15 protein-coding genes are annotated in these 17,763 nt (G+C 63.6%); 10 read left to right on the top strand and 5 right to left on the bottom strand.

Annotated elements, in window-relative coordinates; translation table 11 throughout:
- Nucleotides 1-165 precede the first annotated feature (165 nt).
- The 3 genes from BH93_RS03340 (at nucleotide 166) to BH93_RS03330 (ending at nucleotide 3,715) form a co-directional block, all read left to right on the top strand.
- Entirely contained in the window at nucleotides 166-1,389 is a 1,224-nt protein-coding gene (locus BH93_RS03340; RefSeq protein WP_037175785.1) for a CaiB/BaiF CoA transferase family protein, read from the top strand.
- Nucleotide 1,390: 1 nt separating this feature from the next.
- Nucleotides 1,391-2,263: a hydroxymethylglutaryl-CoA lyase gene (locus BH93_RS03335; protein WP_037175783.1), complete on the top strand. Its 873-nt coding sequence runs from the start codon at nucleotides 1,391-1,393 to the stop codon at nucleotides 2,261-2,263.
- Between the two features lie 72 nt (nucleotides 2,264-2,335).
- Nucleotides 2,336-3,715 carry an SLC13 family permease gene (locus BH93_RS03330; protein WP_037175781.1) on the top strand — a complete coding sequence of 460 codons (1,380 nt, stop codon included), beginning with the start codon at nucleotides 2,336-2,338 and terminating at the stop codon, nucleotides 3,713-3,715.
- Nucleotides 3,716-3,756: 41 nt separating this feature from the next.
- Here the strand turns inward: BH93_RS03330 and BH93_RS03325 are convergent, their stop codons facing one another.
- A complete protein-coding gene (locus BH93_RS03325) occupies nucleotides 3,757-4,269 on the bottom strand; it encodes an Lrp/AsnC family transcriptional regulator (protein WP_037175780.1) in 513 nt (170 codons plus the stop codon).
- A gap of 207 nt (nucleotides 4,270-4,476) precedes the next feature.
- Here BH93_RS03325 and hppD point away from each other — a divergent pair, with 207 nt between their 5' ends.
- Nucleotides 4,477-5,682 carry a 4-hydroxyphenylpyruvate dioxygenase gene (hppD, locus tag BH93_RS03320; RefSeq protein WP_037176876.1) on the top strand — a complete coding sequence of 402 codons (1,206 nt, stop codon included), beginning with the start codon at nucleotides 4,477-4,479 and terminating at the stop codon, nucleotides 5,680-5,682.
- A 28-nt stretch (nucleotides 5,683-5,710) separates the two neighbouring features.
- Here hppD and BH93_RS03315 read toward each other — a convergent pair whose 3' ends face one another.
- The gene (locus BH93_RS03315; RefSeq protein WP_037175778.1) at nucleotides 5,711-6,196 is read right to left on the bottom strand and encodes an Lrp/AsnC family transcriptional regulator; all 486 of its coding nucleotides are present in this window, start codon (nucleotides 6,194-6,196) and stop codon (nucleotides 5,711-5,713) included.
- A 158-nt stretch (nucleotides 6,197-6,354) separates the two neighbouring features.
- Between BH93_RS03315 and pdhA the strand changes: the two genes are divergently transcribed.
- Genes pdhA through lpdA form a run of 4 tightly spaced genes read left to right on the top strand, consistent with a single transcriptional unit; the run spans nucleotide 6,355 to nucleotide 11,112 of the window.
- Complete coding sequence (gene pdhA / locus BH93_RS03310; protein WP_037175777.1) at nucleotides 6,355-7,470, top strand: pyruvate dehydrogenase (acetyl-transferring) E1 component subunit alpha; 1,116 nt, start codon at nucleotides 6,355-6,357, stop codon at nucleotides 7,468-7,470.
- Complete coding sequence (locus BH93_RS03305) at nucleotides 7,467-8,471, top strand: alpha-ketoacid dehydrogenase subunit beta (RefSeq protein ID WP_037175775.1); 1,005 nt, start codon at nucleotides 7,467-7,469, stop codon at nucleotides 8,469-8,471. The genes pdhA and BH93_RS03305 overlap by 4 nt, the downstream gene beginning before the upstream one ends.
- On the top strand, nucleotides 8,468-9,748 hold the full coding sequence (locus BH93_RS03300) for a dihydrolipoamide acetyltransferase family protein (RefSeq protein ID WP_037175773.1): 1,281 nt from the start codon (nucleotides 8,468-8,470) through the stop codon (nucleotides 9,746-9,748). Before BH93_RS03305 ends, BH93_RS03300 begins: the two co-directional genes overlap by 4 nt.
- Nucleotides 9,745-11,112, top strand: a complete 1,368-nt coding sequence (gene lpdA, locus BH93_RS03295) for a dihydrolipoyl dehydrogenase (RefSeq protein WP_037175771.1) — start codon at nucleotides 9,745-9,747, stop codon at nucleotides 11,110-11,112. Before BH93_RS03300 ends, lpdA begins: the two co-directional genes overlap by 4 nt.
- Before the next feature lie 19 nt (nucleotides 11,113-11,131).
- Here lpdA and BH93_RS03290 read toward each other — a convergent pair whose 3' ends face one another.
- The gene (locus BH93_RS03290) at nucleotides 11,132-12,328 is read right to left on the bottom strand and encodes an EAL domain-containing protein (RefSeq protein WP_242459109.1); all 1,197 of its coding nucleotides are present in this window, start codon (nucleotides 12,326-12,328) and stop codon (nucleotides 11,132-11,134) included.
- A 337-nt stretch (nucleotides 12,329-12,665) separates the two neighbouring features.
- Between BH93_RS03290 and BH93_RS03285 the strand changes: the two genes are divergently transcribed.
- A complete protein-coding gene (locus tag BH93_RS03285) occupies nucleotides 12,666-13,694 on the top strand; it encodes an Rv1355c family protein (RefSeq protein ID WP_052065484.1) in 1,029 nt (342 codons plus the stop codon).
- A 78-nt stretch (nucleotides 13,695-13,772) separates the two neighbouring features.
- Nucleotides 13,773-14,933 (top strand): GGDEF domain-containing protein, encoded by a 1,161-nt coding sequence (locus tag BH93_RS03280; protein WP_037176872.1) that lies wholly within the window; start codon nucleotides 13,773-13,775, stop codon nucleotides 14,931-14,933.
- Nucleotides 14,934-14,946: 13 nt separating this feature from the next.
- Here BH93_RS03280 and BH93_RS03275 read toward each other — a convergent pair whose 3' ends face one another.
- Both BH93_RS03275 and BH93_RS03270 read right to left on the bottom strand, forming a co-directional pair.
- Nucleotides 14,947-15,705: a hypothetical protein gene (locus BH93_RS03275; protein ID WP_242459108.1), complete on the bottom strand. Its 759-nt coding sequence runs from the start codon at nucleotides 15,703-15,705 to the stop codon at nucleotides 14,947-14,949.
- Nucleotides 15,706-16,181: 476 nt separating this feature from the next.
- Nucleotides 16,182-17,483 (bottom strand): MFS transporter, encoded by a 1,302-nt coding sequence (locus BH93_RS03270; protein WP_037175769.1) that lies wholly within the window; start codon nucleotides 17,481-17,483, stop codon nucleotides 16,182-16,184.
- Nucleotides 17,484-17,763: the final 280 nt, after the last annotated feature.

The raw sequence follows: 17,763 nt of genomic DNA, 5'->3' as shown, positions 1-17,763 counted from the left end.
GTCCTTCCATCGGCACAGTAATTTCGGAATCCACGTCACAGTGGTTGCCATCAGTGATCCAGCACACTACGGTCATTCCTACCAGAAGATAATGGAGTTATCAAATAATGATAATCAAGCAATCTTCGCTCGGACCTACTACCCAACTGCAGGGAGTGACCATCGGTGTCCACCACCACTGAGAACGGCCCATTGCACGGAATCCGTGTGATCGAGCTGGGCAACTTCATCGCCGCACCGTTCGCCAGTCGACTTTTCGCGGACTTCGGTGCCGACGTCATCAAGATCGAACGCCCTGGCGTCGGCGACGAACTCCGCGGCTGGCGTCGAACCCGCGGAGACACCTCCATGATGTTCAGGACCATTGCTCGCAACAAACATTCGGTGACTCTCGATCTGCGTACCGACGAAGGCCGCGATCTCGCGCTGAAGTTGGTCGAGACCGCCGATGTCGTCGTGGAGAACTTCCGGCCCGGAACCCTCGAGCGCTGGGGCCTCGGACCCGACCGCCTCCAGGAAGCCAATCCCGACGTGGTCATGGTCCGCATCTCGGGTTACGGCCAAACCGGCCCGCATCGGGACCGAGCCGGCTTCGGCGGAGTAGCAGAAGCATTCGGCGGATTGCGCCACGTCACCGGTCACGCAGATCGCGAGCCGGTGCGGCCGGCAGCACCGATCGGCGACGTGCTGGCCGGATTACACGGTGCCGTCGGCGCTCTGGTGATGCTCCTGGCTCGCGAACGAAGCGGAGATCATTCCCGGCCCAAGGTTGCCGACGTCGCCCTGTACGAGGCGGTGTTCATGGCCATGGAATCGCTGGTCCCGGACTACGACGCATACGGCACGGTTCGCCAGCGCACAGCGGGCAATCTCCCCGGCGTGGTCCCCAGTGGCATCTATCGGTCCCAGGACGGCAGCGTCATGATTGCTGGAAACTCGAGCAGCGTGTTCGGACGGCTCATGACTGCGGTAGGGCGAGCAGACCTGGCCGCCGACCCGGAATTGGCCGACGGCGACAAGCGATTTGCGCGCGAGGCCGAACTCGACGGAGCGATCTTCGACTGGACGTCGGTAAGGCCGACAGCTGTTGTCGTCGACGAACTCGGTGCCGCCGGTATACCCGTCGGAGAAGTATTCGATGCAGCTCAGATCGCCGAGGACGAACACTTCGTTTCACGCGGAATGGTGCAACCGCTGAAAGTCTCTGTGGAACAGGGCAGTACCGAGGAAGTTCGCTTTCCCGGAGTGGTTCCGCGATTCGGCGACGAGCCGACCGCCGTGAGATGGGCGGGGCCGGACCTGGGCGAGCACACCGACGATGTCCTCGGACGCACACTCGGGCTCACCGAAGAGCAGCTGGACGATCTCCGCGCCAGAAAGGTGATCTGAGATGCGCGTACACATCACCGACGTCTATCTCCGCGACGGTTTGCAGGACGAGAAGTGCATCGTCCCCACCGAGGACAAGCTGGCGGTGCTCGACGCCACCCTTGCATCGGGCATCACGTCCCTCGAGATCGCGTCGTTCGTCTCTGCCACCCGAGTGCCTCAGATGGCCGATGCGGAGGACGTCGTCGCGCGTGCACCCCACCGAGCCGGAACCCGTTACAGTGCATTGACGTTGAACGGTCGTGGCGTCCATCGGGCCGCCGAGACGGACATCGACGTGATCCAGATAGTCACCTCGGCCAGCGAGGGCCACAGCCGCGCCAACGCCGGCCGCTCGTCCGACGATGCCTTGCGCGACCTGAGTTCCGCGGTCGCGCTGCACCCCGACCGTACATTCATCGGCGGAGTCAGCACCGCCTTCGTGTGCCCGTTCGACGGCGTCATTGCACCCGAGCGGCTCGTCGAGGTGTGTGAACGCATGGCCGACACCGGTGTATCGAGCCTCGGTCTGGCGGACACTCTTGGCATCGCGACCACAGATCAGGTCCTCGCCGGTGTCGACGCCGTCCGAACAGCGTTGCCCGAGTTGACGATCAGTCTGCACCTACACAACGCTCGAGATCAGGCCCTCGAGACAGCAGTACGGGCGGCGATCGATCTGGACATCGAGTACTTCGACAGTGCACTCGCCGGGTACGGCGGTTGCCCATTCGCTCCGGGCGCACACGGAAATCTCGCTACCGAAGAACTGGTCGACACATTCCATCGTGCCGGAATCGACACCGGTATCGATACGTCGGCCCTGGCTACCGCCGCCGCTCTCGCTCGCACGGTGGTCGGCCGCGGCCGTCCACTCCTCACACCCACGCACTGATGTCGCGGGCTACGGCCCGTACGCCGCCGCGCTCCCGCGGCCCACCTCATCCCCCTGCCCGAAAGGCCAGCCATGGTCTACGCAATCTCGATCGTCGCCCTGATCGCCATCTTCACGGTCGCCACGATCACACCCATCAACATGGGTCTACTCGCCTTCGCCGGTGCCTTCATCGTCGGTGGCGCAATATCCGGCATACCCGTAGAAGACGTCATCGACGCCTTCCCTGGTAGCACCTTCATCATCGTCGGCGGCATCACGCTGCTGTTCGCCATCGCCAAAGCCAACGGAACCATCGACGTCGTCATCGACCGCTCGCTCCGACTGGTGGGCGGACGACGCTGGGCGATCCTGTGGATGATGTTCCTGTTGTCCGGGCTGCTGATGGCTCTCGGATCCGTTCTGGCCGTGGGCATGCTGGCCCCGATCGCGATGCCACTCGCCAAGCGCAACAACATCAATCCCTTCCTGATGGGCATGGTCGTCAGCCACGGCGCTCTCGCCTGCTGCTTCTCGCCGATCAACCTTTACGGTGCCTTCGTTAACGGCCTGATGGACTCCACCGGTGTCGGCTCACACCCACTGGCGCTGTTCCTCATCCCGTTCGTGCTCAACACGCTCATCGCGCTCGTACTCTTCCTGGTTCTCGGCCGCGACCTCATCCGAGACCGCACGCGTGCGTTCGACGTCCAGGACTTGCGCGACAACGAAGGCGGACTGCCCGTCCCGTCGGGCCCACGCCCGGGTCATACCGGACTGCCCGAGGGTAGCGGTGGTGGCACTTCCGTGAAGGTCGAGGTCGACCACATCGAATCCTCCTCGGTCACAACAGTTCCGAACGAGAACGTCCCGCTCACCCGAGTACGGGTACTCACCCTGCTCGGGATCGCAGCACTGGTTCTGTTGTCCGTGACGCTGGGAGTCGACATCGGCGTCAGCGCGATCTGCGTGTCGGTCGTGTTACTGCTGTTGGCGCCCAAGACCCACCCCAAGGTGGTCGACAACATCGCCTGGCCTGCCGTGGTTCTGGTCTGCGGTGTTCAGACGTACATGGCGGTCATGACCCAGAACGGCACATTGGGATTCCTCGGCGACGCCGCCTCGGCCCTCGGTTCACCCCTGTTGACGGCGCTCATCCTGTGCTACGCGGTGGCGATCATCTCGGCTTTCGGGTCGTCGATCGGCACCATCGGTATCGCACTACCGCTTGCCGCACCCTTGCTCGCGGCCGGCGAACTCGGAGCCATCGGATTCGTTGCTGCCATTGCTTTCTCGGCTACCGTGGTGGACGTGAGCCCGTTCTCCACCAACGGGGTCATGGTTCTGGCCGAAGCCCGAGTGGACGACAAGGCCCGATTCCAACGAAAGATGCTCGGCTACTGCGGATTGGTCGTTCTCATCGCTCCGCCGACCGTATGGCTGCTGACGGTGGTTGCGCCCTCGATGACCTGACCCGAACGCCTCGCCCGGCCCCTGCCTCGACCCGTACGCGCTCAGTCGTGCGTTCGTCGATAGGCAGGGGCCTTCGGCGTTCTCTCGGGCTCGGCGGTGTTCAGCAATGGCATCGCTCGAAACGCGACCAACTCCGAGAGCACGACCACACTGGTGGACCGCGCAATCGTACGAGATTGGTTGAGTACGATCAGGGTTCGCTGTAGGTCGTCATGCGACGCCGCGGCGACCCGGCACAACACATCTCCGGCTCCGGTCGTCGCGAACGCCTCCAACACCCCGGGTATCTGCTCCAGGACGGCGACGACGTCACCGAGCGCGCCCTGGGCAATCTCCAATGTGACGAACGCCTGAACGCCGTAACCGGCTGCTGCCAAACCGATTCGAGGCTGATAGCCGGTGATGACACCACTGTCCTCCAAACGCTGCAGACGGGCCGACACAGTCGCGCGTGCAACACCGAGCGCTCGCGACAGCTCGAGTACGCCGATCCTCGAATTGTCATGCAGCGCAGCGAGCATTGCCCGGTCCAACTCGTCCATTGTGGATTCCATCGTATACCTCCGGTTTGCTAGGCGAATTGTATAGCAAACTGCGTCTGTACCTGGCCGATCTGTACAGCGTCGATAGTAAAAGTTGGGTCGATTGACACCTATCACCGGCGATGTTTGAGTCATCAGGACAGTTCGCGCAGCTCGAACCGAAGGCGGCCGAAACTCTTGTCGCCGCGCCCGATCCATCACCTGAACCAGGGAGACTTCATGAGCCTCGACAACATCCTCAACGACGACGAAAGACTGGCCGACCTCGACGCCGATCAGCTCCGTCAGCTCGTCGGCCTCGTGGAGTACGACGACAAGCGAGATCCCTTTCCCGTCAGCGGCTGGGACGCGATCGTGTGGGTGGTCGGCAACGCGACGCAGACCGCGCATTTCTTCCAGTCCGCCTTCGGCATGGAGCTCGTTGCGTACTCGGGCCCGACGACCGGCCAACGTGACCACCACGCCTACGTCCTCAAGTCGGGCGCAGTGCGCTTCGTCATCAAGGGAGCCGTCGACCCCGACAGCGAACTGGTGGCGCACCACACGCGCCACGGCGACGGCGTCGTCGACATCTCGCTGGCCGTGCCGGACGTGGACCGGTGCATCGAACATGCGCGGGCCCAGGGCGCGCGAGTACTGCAAGAGCCGACCGATACGTCCGACGAGCATGGGACGGTCCGCACCGCGGCCATCGCGACCTACGGCGACACCCGGCACACGTTGGTCGACCGCTCGCGCTACACCGGTGCCTACCTGCCCGGTTATGTGCCGCGCACGTCGACGTTGCAGCGACCGGAAGGCGCACCCAAGCGCATCTTCCAGGCCCTCGATCACGTGGTCGGCAATGTCGAGCTGGGCAAGATGGACGAGTGGGTCGACTTCTATCACCGCGTCATGGGCTTCACGAACATGGCCGAGTTCGTCGGGGCCGATATCGCCACCGACTACTCGGCGCTGATGAGCAAGGTCGTCTCCAACGGCAACCATCGGGTGAAGTTTCCGCTGAACGAACCGGCCATCGCCAAGAAGCGTTCACAGATCGACGAGTACCTGGACTTCTATCGCGGCCCGGGCGCACAGCATTTGGCGCTCGCGACCAACGACATTCTGTCGTCGGTCGATGCCCTCCGCGCCGCCGGCGTCGAATTTCTCGCCACCCCCGATTCGTACTACGAGGATCCCGCACTGCGCGCCCGGATCGGTAACGTCCGAGTGCCGATCGAAGAGCTGCAGAAGCGCGGAATTCTCGTCGACCGAGACGAGGACGGGTATCTGCTGCAGATCTTCACCAAGCCGCTGGTCGATCGCCCGACGGTGTTCTTCGAGATGATCGAACGCCACGGCTCGCTCGGGTTCGGCATCGGCAACTTCAAGGCACTGTTCGAGGCCATCGAGCGCGAACAGGACGCTCGCGGCAACTTCTGACTCGTGATCTGTTCGACGCCGCCCACTGTCATCGTTCGGTGGGCGGCGTCGTTCGTCCTAGACCACCTCGGTCCTCGTCGAAGATCAGCCACGTGCGGGTCGCCCGAACGCCGTCGAGCGATTGCAGCCCCTCCAGCACCACTTGCCGCAGACTCTCGTTGTCGGGAGTCCTGATGAGTACCAGCACGTCGAAATCCCCTCCGAGCAAACTGAAATGGTCGACGAACTCCATCGATCGCAAACCCTCGGACACACTGCGCCACGAGTCCTGACGGATGGACATCGCGATGAATGCAGAGGTACCGAGCCCGGACGCCGCGTGGTCCACCTGCACGGTGAACCGTTCGATGACGCCCGCATCCTTGAGCCTGTCCACCCGCGTATAGGTATGTGCACGAGAGAGATTGAGACGATCGGCCAGCACCCGCATCGAGACCCGACCGTCGGAGGTCAGCTCGGTGAGAATGTGCCGATCCGTGTCGTCCAATTCCACACGTCTCGAGACGTCGTCCATTCGTCCGCTCCTACCTCGTGGTTCATTGTGCCGATCGGACACTTTCGAGGCCTGCGTCGAGATCGGCAGCCATATGTCTGCAATTCTACGACCATCGGACTTCTTCCTCACCGAATCGACCAGAATCACCGTACAAGCCTATTTCAGGAGAGTGCGACATGACGACCGTCGAGAAGGTTCCGGCAACGTCCTACCAACAGTTCATGCCTGCCGACCGTCCCGTGCAATATCTCGCACCCGATGGGACGGGCGTGGACAGTGCCGCCCGCTACGCACACCCGTCGAACGAGCGGCTGCTCGAGATGTATCGCTCGATGGTCCACGGTCGCCGATTCGACCAGCAGGCAACGGCATTGACCAAGCAGGGCCGGCTCGCGGTCTATCCGTCCTCGCGCGGACAGGAGGCGTGTCAGATCGCCGCCGCCTTGTGCCTGGGTGAGCAGGACTGGATGTTCCCGACGTACCGTGACTCGATGGCTCTCGCGGCGCGAGGCGTTGACCAAGTGGAATTGCTCGGCATGCTCGCCGGGTACTGGCACTGCGGCTACGACCCGACCGCCTACAAGGTCGCCCCGCAATGCACCCCTCTGGCAACACAATTGCTGCACGCGACCGGTTTCGCCTATGCCGAGGCCAAGCAGGGCCGAGACACCATCGCCCTCGCGTTCTGTGGCGACGGAGCCACGAGTGAGGGCGACTTCCACGAAGCCCTCAACTTCGCCGCAGTGTTCCGCGCCCCGGTGATCTTTCTGGTACAGAACAACGGCTTCGCCATCAGCGTTCCCCTCGCCCGTCAGAGTGCAGCTCCCTCGTTGTCGCACAAGGGAGTCGGCTACGGCATCGGCAGCGAGCAGGTCGACGGCAACGACCCGATCGCGATGATGGCCGTGATGGACGAGGCTGTGAAGTACGTCCGAGCAGGCAAGGGACCGGTGGTCGTCGAGGCGCACACCTACCGCATGGATGCCCACACCAATGCCGACGACGCCACCCGCTACCGCAAGGCAGACGAGGTCGAGGGCTGGCTGGCCCGAGATCCGCTCTCGCGCCTCGATTCCTACCTCGAAGCCCAGGGTCTGCTCACCGACGAGCTCCGCGAGCAGATGGCCGTATCTGCCGACGCCGACGCCGCGGTACTTCGCGCAGGCATGAACGTCGAGCAGGATGTCGACCCCGAGGATCTGTTCCGGTTCGTCTACTCCTCCCCCACCCCCGGCCTGACCGAACAACGCAATCAGGTTGCCGCCGAAATCGCTGCAGGAGAACTGTCATGACCACGATGACCATGGCCGGAGCCCTCAACGCCGCCCTGCGCGACGCGTTGACCGAGGACGACAAGGTCGTTGTGTTCGGCGAGGACGTCGGCACGCTCGGCGGCGTCTTTCGCGTCACCGACGGACTGACCCGAGACTTCGGTGACGATCGCTGCTTCGACACCCCGCTCGCGGAGTCGGGCATCGTGGGATTCGCGATCGGAATGGCCATGTCGGGCTACAAGCCCGTCGTCGAGATGCAGTTCGACGCCTTCGCCTACCCGGCCTTCGAGCAGATCGTGTCTCACGTTGCCAAGCTGCGCAACAGAACTCGTGGATCGCTCACCGCGCCGATGGTCATTCGGATTCCGTTCGCCGGTGGTATCGGCGGCGTCGAGCACCACTGCGACTCGTCCGAGGCCTACTACGCCCACACCCCAGGTTTGAAGGTCGTCTCCCCGTCCACCGTCGCCGACGCGTATTCGCTGATGCGTGACGCCATCGCAGATCCCGATCCGGTGATCTTCCTCGAACCGAAGCGGTTGTACTTCTCCAAGGACGACATCGAGCTGGCCAAGACCGAGCCGATCGGCACCGCCGTCGTGCGTCGTGCCGGTACCGACGTCACTCTGCTCGCGTACGGCCCCACCGTGTCGGTTGCCATGCAGGCAGCCGAGTTCGCGGCCGAGGACGGCCGGAGCGTCGAGGTGATCGACCTACGTTCGCTCAATCCGTTCGACGACGTGACCGTCGCGGCCTCGGTACGTAAGACCGGTCGCTGCATCGTGATTCAGGAGGCGCAGGGCTTCGCCGGCGTCGCAGCGGAGATCGCCTCACGCGTATCCGAGCGCTGCTTCCATCACCTGCACGCTCCGGTACTGCGGGTGACCGGACTCGACATTCCCTATCCTGCACCGAAACTCGAGCACTTCCACCTGCCGTCCGCGGACCGCGTTCTCGACGCTATGGACCGTCTGCAGTGGAACGACGCTCCCGACCTCAGCAAGGCGGTCACGGTATGAGCATGCAGGTATTCCTGCTCCCCGATCTCGGTGAAGGACTGACCGAGGCCGAGATTGTCGAGTGGAAGGTCAAGCCCGGCGATACGGTCACCATCGATCAGGTTGTCGTCGAAGTGGAGACCGCGAAAGCCTCCGTCGAGGTGCCCTGCCCGTTCGAGGGTGTCGTCGGCGAATTGCATGCGGCCGAGGGCACCTCACTTGCCGTCGGCGCTCCCCTGATCAGCATCACCGGCGGTGCCGTCGCCGATACGCCTGCGGCCCACGAGCGTTACCGCGAAGAAGAGCGCGCCGGTTCGGGCAACGTCCTCATCGGCTACGGAACCGGCCACGGCCCTACCGGCCGCCGTCGACGAAGTGCGGCTGCGCCGCAGTGGCGTGAAAAAGTGCCCCCTGAGGCACTTAACCGCACCACTGCGCAGCACACCTCAGCACCGAAGGTGCTCTCCCCCATCGTCCGCAGCATGGCACTGCAGGGTGGGCTGGATCTGACATCTATCGATACAGCCGGCGGCCACGGAGTGATCACCCGCGCGGACGTCGAGCGCGCCATGGCCGGTTCGACCGTTGCTTCCTCACCGGAGGGCGTCACTCGAATCCCGATCACCGGGATTCGTAAGACCATCGCCGACAAGCTCTCTCGCAGTCGCGCGGAAATCCCCGAGGCCACCGTCTGGGTCGACGTCGACGCGACGGCTCTGCTGCAGGCCCGCCGCGACCTCGATGCCTCCATCGACGGAGTCAAGGTGACGCTGCTGGCGGTGCTGGCAAAGCTGACGATGATCGCGCTGGCCAAGTTCCCCGAGCTCAACAGCACGGTCGACACCGCAGCCGGCGAGATCCTGCGCTACGAGAACGTCGGACTCGGCATTGCCGCACAGACCGATCGCGGATTGATGGTTCCCGTTGTGCCGCAGGCCGACAAGGCCGATCTGAAGGAACTGTCCGAGCGGTTGGCCGAGTTGACCGAACTCTCACGGACCGGTTCTCTCCCTGCAGCTCGACTGAGCGGCGGAACGTTCACGCTCAACAACTACGGAGTGTTCGGGGTCGACGGCTCGGCCGCGATCATCAACCATCCCGAGGCCGCGATCCTGGGCATCGGACGCATCATCGACCGCCCGTGGGTGGTCGACGGCCGATTGGCCGTCCGCAAGGTCGCGCAGCTGTCGTTGGCCTTCGATCACCGCGTGTGCGACGGCGGAGTGGCCGGCGGGTTCCTGCGCACTGTTGCCGATTTCGTCGAAAATCCCGTCGTGGCTTTGGGATCCGTCCGATGAGTGACGTGGACGTTCTCATCCTCGGTGCCGGATCGGGTGGGTACTCCTGCGCCCTGCGCGCCGAACAGCTCGGCCTGTCCGTGGCATTGATCGAGGAAGACAAGCTCGGTGGCACCTGCCTGCACCGCGGGTGCATCCCCACCAAGGCGCTGCTGCACACGGCCGAGGTGGCCGATGCGGTGCACGGGGCTGCTCATGTCGGCGTTACCGCATCGTTGACTGGTGTGGACATGCCTGCGGCGCTGGACTATCAGCGCAGCGTGGTCGCCGGCCTGTACAGCGGGCTGCAGGGTTTGTTGAAGCGTCCGAGCATCGAGATCGTCTCGGGCCGTGGTCAGGTCGTCGGTCCTCGTACCGTCGAGGTGGACGGTCGACGCATCACCGGGGCCTCACTCGTTCTCGCGACCGGATCGTATTCGCGCACCATCCCGGGCATCGAGCTTGGACCTCGTGTCCTCACGAGCGACGGAGCGTTGGCGCTCGATCGAGTTCCGGAATCTGTCGTCGTACTCGGCGGCGGGGTCATCGGTATCGAATTCGCCAGTATCTGGGCATCATTCGGTGCCAGGGTCACCGTCGTCGAAGCACTGGATCGCATCGTTCCGGGCGAAGACGAATGGTCGTCGAAGCAGTTGACCAAGGCATTACTCAAGCGCGGCATCGACATTCGTACCGGGACCAAGGTCGAGACCGTCACCGAATCTTCCGATGATGTCGCGGTGATCTTGTCATCCGGCGACACCCTCTCGGCCGATGTCGTGCTGGTGTCCGTCGGACGCGGGCCCCGTACCGACGGTCTCGGGCTGGCCGAGCAGGGCATCGCTACCGAACGTGGCTTCGTCCCCGTCGACGACAACCTGCTCACCACCGCGGAGGGCGTCTACGCCGTCGGCGATATCGTGGCGGGGTATCAGTTGGCTCATCGCGGCTTTCAGCACGGCATGTTCGTCGCCGAGCACATCGCCGGCCTCGCACCGGCACGCATCGACGGTGATCTCGTTCCGCGCGTTACCTATTCGCATCCCGAGGTGGCGTCGGTCGGTCTCACAGAGAAGGCCGCGGAGGAGAAGTACGGAACCGTGACGTCGGTGGTCTACGACCTCGGCGGCAACGGCAAGAGCCGCATTCTGTCCAGCGCCGGCGGAGTCAAGGTGATTCGAGCACGAGACGACGGTCCGGTCGTCGGCATCCACCTCGTCGGCGACCGTGTCGGTGAATTGATCGGTGAGGCGCAACTCGCGGTTGCGTGGGAAGCATTGCCGTCGGAGGTCGGTAGTTTCGTTCATGCTCACCCCACGCAGAACGAGGCTCTCGGTGAAGCAATGATGGCGCTGTCGGGACGTCCACTATACGCCCACACTTGACCTGCTCGAACAGATTTCGTCAGGGTCGATCCGTCGGTCGGTCGGGCCCGGGACGAGCGGGGCTCGTACTGTGCACGATCAGCGTGCGCGCGACGTCGCAGACCTCAGCTGGATCGACGGTGAAGAAGTACATCCACTGGTTGGACGGCGACTCCGAATTGTCGGGGTCGACCGGACGTGCGACCAGGGCGCAGTAGAACCGTTGGCCGATGACGGCGATGGCACCGATTCTTTGCGAAGGTTGTACCAGTTCGGCGTGGCGCACTCTGTCAGCGGCCATGAACAGTGCACGAGGTGCGTCCAGCGCTTTGACATACGGGTGCCGGTGCGCCAGATGCTGCAGTTTGCGCGCCATGTCTGTGCTGCACAGTTCTGGTTCGCGAAACGCAATGACGATCGTCAGGGTTTCGCTTGCGGTCATGGCGAAGTCGAGCAGATGGTCCGAGATGGACGTGAGTAGCGTGATGGACGTCGTATCGGTGTTGCGGTCGTCGAGAATGTCTGTCAAAGGTCTCGGTACGGACCAACGCGGTTCCACGGGGAACAACGACGTCGGGGACGAATCGATCGGGGCGGGCCGTCCGAGGTGAAATCCTTGGCCGTACGCGGCACCCCATGCAATTGCTTTTTCCTTCTGCCGCTCGGTTTCGATTCCTTCGGCGATAAGTGCCACATCGAACCTGCTCGAGTACGCGAGCACGGCAAGCAGCGTGGTGAGCCTGTCAGGGGAGAGGTTGTCGTCGAGCAACGATCGGTCGAGTTTGATCACCTCAGGGGACAGAAGGGGTAGAACCACCATCGAGTCGGGGTCGGCACCGACGTCGTCGAGCGCGATGGCGATGCCGCCGCTCCGCAGTTGATCGGCCGATCGGAGCAATCGAGCCGGGTCCGTGAGCAGGGAACGCTCGGCGAATTCCGCGACGGGCCGAACTCCCGAGCCGCCTGCACGTAACAGCTCGCCGAGGTGGCGGGCCGAGGTCGAGGAGTTCTGGGAGGACATCGAGTCGGCCTCGATGTTGACGAACAACGTACGCGGCGGGTGGTCTGCGGGGGTGAACTGTGCCGCTGTGGTGACTGCCGACGATATGCATCTGCGGTCCAGCTCGTCGACCACCCCCATCGTGCGAGCGACGTCGAAGATCTGTTCCGGCGAGGTGTCCGGAAAAGCCGACCACCTGGTGAGTGCCTCGTGCGCAACGACCAGACCGGTCCTCAAGTCGACGATTGGCTGAAAAACTGAGGTCAGTGAGTTGAGACGCTGATCCAAGCCACTGTCGACGCCCACTCTCACCCCACGTTCTCGATACCACCGCTACACGTACGCAGAGGTATTCGTTACCTGTGCCTCGGCACACGGGGCTTTGTCCGTACGCGGGCTCTGCCACAGCGGGCTGGTCGGCTCTGCTTAGTTCTTATCAAGCGATGTGCATCCTTGGCAACAATCGCCCGTCATTGTTCAGTAACGTGAAGCAGTCCGGCGTTGCGTCCGGCTGTGGGGCGTGATCGGTGCCGGCTATCGCCGACAATCATCCAAAAGATGCGGAGGCTCAGCAATGTCAGAGCACAGGGTGTTCGACCCGTCCCGGCACGAAGACGACTCGATCGTCCGTGGACTGCTCGACGACCCCACCGTCGGTGTCGTCGACACGACACCCGGTCAGCTGCACTCGCTACGACAACTGCTTCCCACCGTCGCCGACACCGAAGCGGAAGAACCGCGGTGGGTGCACTACCCCTGGCGGCGCGCCCTGGTGCGGGTCCTCGGCCCACGCGACTTCGATCGGCTACGACTGGACCGCAACAGAAACAAGATCACCACCGAGGAACAAGGTCGACTCAGAGGCCTACGGGTGGGAGTTGTCGGGTTGAGCGTCGGCCACGCCGTCGCCCACACCCTTGCGTTGGAAGGACTGTGCGGCGAGTTGCGTCTGGCAGACTTCGACGAACTCGATCTCTCGAATCTCAACCGAGTCCCGTCCTCGGTGCTCGACTTGGGCGTGAACAAGGCGGTCGTCGCGGCCCGACGGATCGCTGAACTCGACCCTTACCTGAGGGTGCAGGTGTTCTCGGATGGTGTGACGGCAGAGACGCTCGACGGCTTTCTGGACGGGCTCGATCTCGTTGTCGAGGAATGCGACTCGATCGATACCAAGCTGCTGATCCGCCATCACGCCCGAGCCCGAGGCATTCCCGTGGTGATGGAGACCAGCGATGGCGGCGTCCTCGATGTCGAACGCTTCGATCTCGAACCCGACCGACCTGTGTTCCACGGACTGCTCGGAGAGATGGATACCGCGGATGTTGCCGGAATGACCATCGAACAAAAGAGCACAATCGCGGCGACCCTGCTCGACCCGAGCAAACTGACACCGCGAATGACTGCATCGTTGCCGGAAATCGGGCGCACGCTCTCGACCTGGCCGCAGCTCGGCGGCGACGTCGCGCTCGGTGGTGCCGCTGTGACCGCTGCTGTGAGAGCATTCGGCCGCGGTGAACCGCTCTCGTCCGGTCGGCGGCGAATCGACCTGGATGCGTTGGTGCGCATCGGACTCGACCCGGCAGCCGACACTGCGAACGCATGAACGGGCGCAACCCCGGCCGGAGGCATCGACAGATACTGTTCATGGGGTTCGCCCGAAATTGATCTGAGGAATCACCCGATGAACGTGATCGACAAGTCGTCTGGTCGACGCGCGAAATCCTGGCGGTCACGGCTCGACACCCGCACTACCGCGGTCATTGCCAGCGCCACCGGTGCCGTACCGCTGCTGGCCATTGCCCTGTTGTCTCCAACGTTCTTGCGGCCGAACGCGCTTCCGGTTCTCATCGGGGTGCTGACGTTCACCGCAATCACCGTGCTCTTCGCTGCCAAAGTGGGGCGGTTGAGTGAACGCCAATTCGCCGTCCTGGGGTTCGGAGGCATGACCGGAGTCGCGATCAGTGCCTACCTGATCGCAGATCCTGCCGGAACACGCGCGGTCACCTCCATGCTGGCGATCGTTCCCGCCATCGCCGCGTCGAGTTCACCGCCTCGGGTCACCGCCGGACTGTCTGCGGCCTCGGTGGTCATGGCCACGGTGCTCTCGGTGGTCAGTGTGGGGTCCTCCGGGTGGGCGGTGACCGCCGTTGCGATCGGTGCCGCGGCGACCACGGTGCTGGTGCCGGTGGCGCTCATCGGCGGCTTGCGCCGAACCCTGTCCTCGGTCAACGAGAAATTGCAAAGGCTGGCCGACACGGACCCGTTGACCGGTCTGGTGAACCGCCGTGGACTGCTCTCGAATGCCCAGGCCCTCGTGCACGAGGCCTGCGAGCGAAGGAACCCGCTGTCTGCCCTCGTGATCGATGTCGACTACTTCAAGACCGTCAACGACACCGCCGGTCATACAGCCGGGGACCGAACGCTCGCAGCAGTCGCCGACACTCTGGCTCGTGCAGTGCACGCGGTGGTCGGCACCACCGGCGCGGTCGTCGCTCGAACCGGTGGCGAAGAGTTCCTGATCCTCGCCTCTCACCGAGACGGTCACGAGCTCACACAGCAGATACTCGATCGGATCCGGTCCGACTGCACGGTCACCGTCAGCATCGGAACGGTGACGCTCGACGTACGGCCCATCGCACCCGGTGACCCGGCGTTACCCACCGCAGACGTCGCTTCGAGCGAATCGAGCGGTCTCGATCAGGTGCTCGACGCCGTCGTGCGCGCCGCCGATGCCGCGCTCTACCGAGCCAAAACCGACGGTCGAGACCGCGCCTGCCACGCCGGGACTCTGACGATCACATGGCAGGCCGACACGCAGACCGGGCACGCCGAATGTAGCTAGCGGCGGCGATCCGTCACGCCACGCACCGCACGTGCCGATCGTTGCCGCACAGTGAGCGTGCCTCGTCGACCATCGACTGCCATACCCCGGGCCGTGCGGTGTGGGCGAGAGTGTCCCGGTCCCACCACATCATGACGGTCCGGTATTGCTCGGTCGGGTACGCCGCGGCAGGGATGGTGTGGTCGATCCGCCCACCGGAGCTCTCCCACAAGCGCAGGACATGATCGGCCGCGCTGGCGAACAGGTACCGGCTGCCGGTCAGTTCGAGCGTCGGCAACGCTGTTCGAGCCAGGACATTCGACACCGTCCGCCCTGCGGCCCCCGCATCGACCCACGCGCTTTTCATTTCCACGATTCCGTGGGAAAGCCGAGACCGAAGCAGGTCGGTGACAGGTGCCAGTCCAGGCGAATCCTTCCACTCGGTCAGGACATGGGATTGCTCGACCATCGCGTACGGCCCCTGTGCTCGAACGCCACCGAGCATCTTTCCCGTCGGATCGAGCACGACGTAGAACAGGGTTGTCGTGGCACCCGAGGCGACTTCGTCCATGTCCAGCGCAGCGGTGACCCCGTGACGTGAGTACGACGCCCATGCTCCGGCGACGTAACGGGACCACAGTTCGGGCGAACCCGACGGCGTCGCAGCTGTCAACGTCAGTGCCCCCTCCGCGCACAGCGTCGACCGGTGAACGGAGTCGAGCCCGTAGCCGGGGCCGCCTGCAGATCCGATGGAGCGTGCCGAAGGCGCGCTGGGGAGGAGGGGGGTGGTCATGGGCGAACTCCTGGGTGTTACTCGAAACCCTTCTGGGGCCATATCGAGTGCATGGTCGATTCCTGAACAATCGTCAAACCTATTGTGCGCAGAAAACGACCCCAGGACCAAGGAAATGGTTCAAAACATACTTTGATTCACTTACTAGTTATCGGACTGTGGAGTATCACAGGCTGAACCGAGAACTAGAATCTCGGTTTGTGATGCGTCACATGATGAGCATCGGACGCTCGCCCGTGCACATCGGCATTCCCACTTCCACACAGTCCCCCTGCATGAAGAAGTCGCCACGACGCCCGGGTAGGCCGTCAGCGCGGACTCGACGAGCTGCTGCGCGAAGCCGTGACCTTGCGGTGGCCCACTGGCCCGATGCGGACAGGCTCGTCGACGAGGACGCGAAGGGCGATCGGCGTCGCCGCGAGCGACGAAGGCCCCGAAACCATTGGAGCGGTTTCGGGGCCTTCGTCGTGAACGCGTCAGACGTTCAACTCCTCGTCTCGACGGTTCTTGATCCGCGAAGTCGCCACGAAGGAGATTGCGGCCAGGATCATCAGGTAGATCGAGATCGACATCGACGTGCCGGTTCCCTTGAACAGTGCCTCAGAGATGGTCGGAACGAAAGCTCCACCGAGCACCGTGCCGATGGCGTAGCCGATGGATGCGCCGCTGAATCTGACTGCTGCGGGGAACATCTCGGCGTACAGAGCCGGCTGCGGGCCGTACGAAAGCCCGAGTCCGACGGCGAAGAGACCGAGGGCCACGTAGATCCAGTGCAACTCCCCGGTGTCGACGAGCAGGAAGAAAGGAATGGCGCACAACACCATTGCCGCGTTGCCGAGATTCATGATGGTGGTTCGGGCGTAGCGATCGGACAGATGCGCGCCGAGGAGAGTGAACACTCCCCAGACGATGGCTGCGAACAAGCTGGCCACCAACACATCCACGCGAGCAAGTCCGTGTTCACGCGTCGAGTACGCCACGATGAATCCGCCCACGATGATGTAGCCGTTTCCGTTGGTGCCGATGAACGACAGCGCGGCCAGCATGACCTGCTTCTTGTTGGTGCGCCACAGTGCGCGGACCGGCGTGTGGTTGCGCTCCTTGCGTTCTGCGAGCTCCTTGAACACCGGAGTCTCCTCGACGCGGCGTCGAATGTAGAAACCAACGAGGATCAGCACGAAGCTGATGAGGAACGGAATACGCCAGCCCCAGGCCTCGAACTGCTCCTCACTGAGCAAGCCGGTGCACAGTGCCAACGTTCCCACCGCAATGAGCATGCCGAGTGGAACACCCATCTGGGTTGCTGCGCCGTAGATTCCACGCTTGCCCTTCGGGGCGTGCTCGACGGCCATCAGCGCTGCGCCGCCCCACTCGCCGCCGGTGGAGAACCCCTGCAGAATGCGCAGCACGATCAGAATGATCGGAGCCCAGATGCCGATGGTCGCGTAGGTCGGCAGCAGTCCCATACCGACCGTGGCAGCACCCATCAGGGTGAGGGTCGCGATGAGGACCTTCTTGCGACCGATCTTGTCGCCGAAGTAGCCGGCGACGATGGCCCCGAGAGGACGGAAGACGAAGCTGATACCGATGGTGACGTAGGCGACCAGCTGTCCGGACGACCCCATGGGCGCAAAGAACAGTTGGGCGAAGATGAGCGACGCCGCCTGCGCGTAGATGAAGAAGTCGTACCACTCGACGGTGGTACCGACCATGCTGGCCATGGCGGCGCGGCGATGCTCACGCGACACCCCGGTGGGCGTCTCGACCTGAGTTGACATCGACTTGTCTCGTTTCGTTCGGGCTCCGGCGCTCGGGCATCGAGCGGCCGTTCGGAGTGGGGCGGGGCGGGTTGCGATGAGTGAAGGACGGCGACTACGTGCATCCGCAGAATCGGATAAAACTCACCGTCCATTCGGTCGGTAAATACTGTGACCGGCGCCACCGTAGTTTGTCAAGGTGGTCGCGTACATAACAAGGCGATGGACGCACTTTGTCGGAAACTACCGATCAGGGCCTCTCGCTTCGTCCGAAACGACGCAGACGTCGACAGTGACGCCG

The organism is Rhodococcoides fascians A25f, from assembly GCF_000760935.2.
In the GTDB taxonomy this organism is placed as follows: domain Bacteria; phylum Actinomycetota; class Actinomycetes; order Mycobacteriales; family Mycobacteriaceae; genus Rhodococcoides.
Note: the sequence above shows the minus strand (reverse complement) of the source record. Positions and strands in the feature narration are given on the sequence as shown.

Coding starts and splice junctions, on each gene's coding strand:
- BH93_RS03335 (WP_037175783.1), top strand. CDS start 1,391: ATGCGCGTACACATCACCGACGTCTATCTCCGCGACGGTTTGCAGGAC.
- BH93_RS03330 (WP_037175781.1), top strand. CDS start 2,336: ATGGTCTACGCAATCTCGATCGTCGCCCTGATCGCCATCTTCACGGTC.
- BH93_RS03325 (WP_037175780.1), bottom strand. CDS start 4,269: ATGGAATCCACAATGGACGAGTTGGACCGGGCAATGCTCGCTGCGCTG.
- hppD (WP_037176876.1), top strand. CDS start 4,477: ATGAGCCTCGACAACATCCTCAACGACGACGAAAGACTGGCCGACCTC.
- BH93_RS03315 (WP_037175778.1), bottom strand. CDS start 6,196: ATGGACGACGTCTCGAGACGTGTGGAATTGGACGACACGGATCGGCAC.
- pdhA (WP_037175777.1), top strand. CDS start 6,355: ATGACGACCGTCGAGAAGGTTCCGGCAACGTCCTACCAACAGTTCATG.
- BH93_RS03305 (WP_037175775.1), top strand. CDS start 7,467: ATGACCACGATGACCATGGCCGGAGCCCTCAACGCCGCCCTGCGCGAC.
- BH93_RS03300 (WP_037175773.1), top strand. CDS start 8,468: ATGAGCATGCAGGTATTCCTGCTCCCCGATCTCGGTGAAGGACTGACC.
- lpdA (WP_037175771.1), top strand. CDS start 9,745: ATGAGTGACGTGGACGTTCTCATCCTCGGTGCCGGATCGGGTGGGTAC.
- BH93_RS03285 (WP_052065484.1), top strand. CDS start 12,666: ATGTCAGAGCACAGGGTGTTCGACCCGTCCCGGCACGAAGACGACTCG.
- BH93_RS03280 (WP_037176872.1), top strand. CDS start 13,773: ATGAACGTGATCGACAAGTCGTCTGGTCGACGCGCGAAATCCTGGCGG.
- BH93_RS03275 (WP_242459108.1), bottom strand. CDS start 15,705: ATGACCACCCCCCTCCTCCCCAGCGCGCCTTCGGCACGCTCCATCGGA.
- BH93_RS03270 (WP_037175769.1), bottom strand. CDS start 17,483: ATGTCAACTCAGGTCGAGACGCCCACCGGGGTGTCGCGTGAGCATCGC.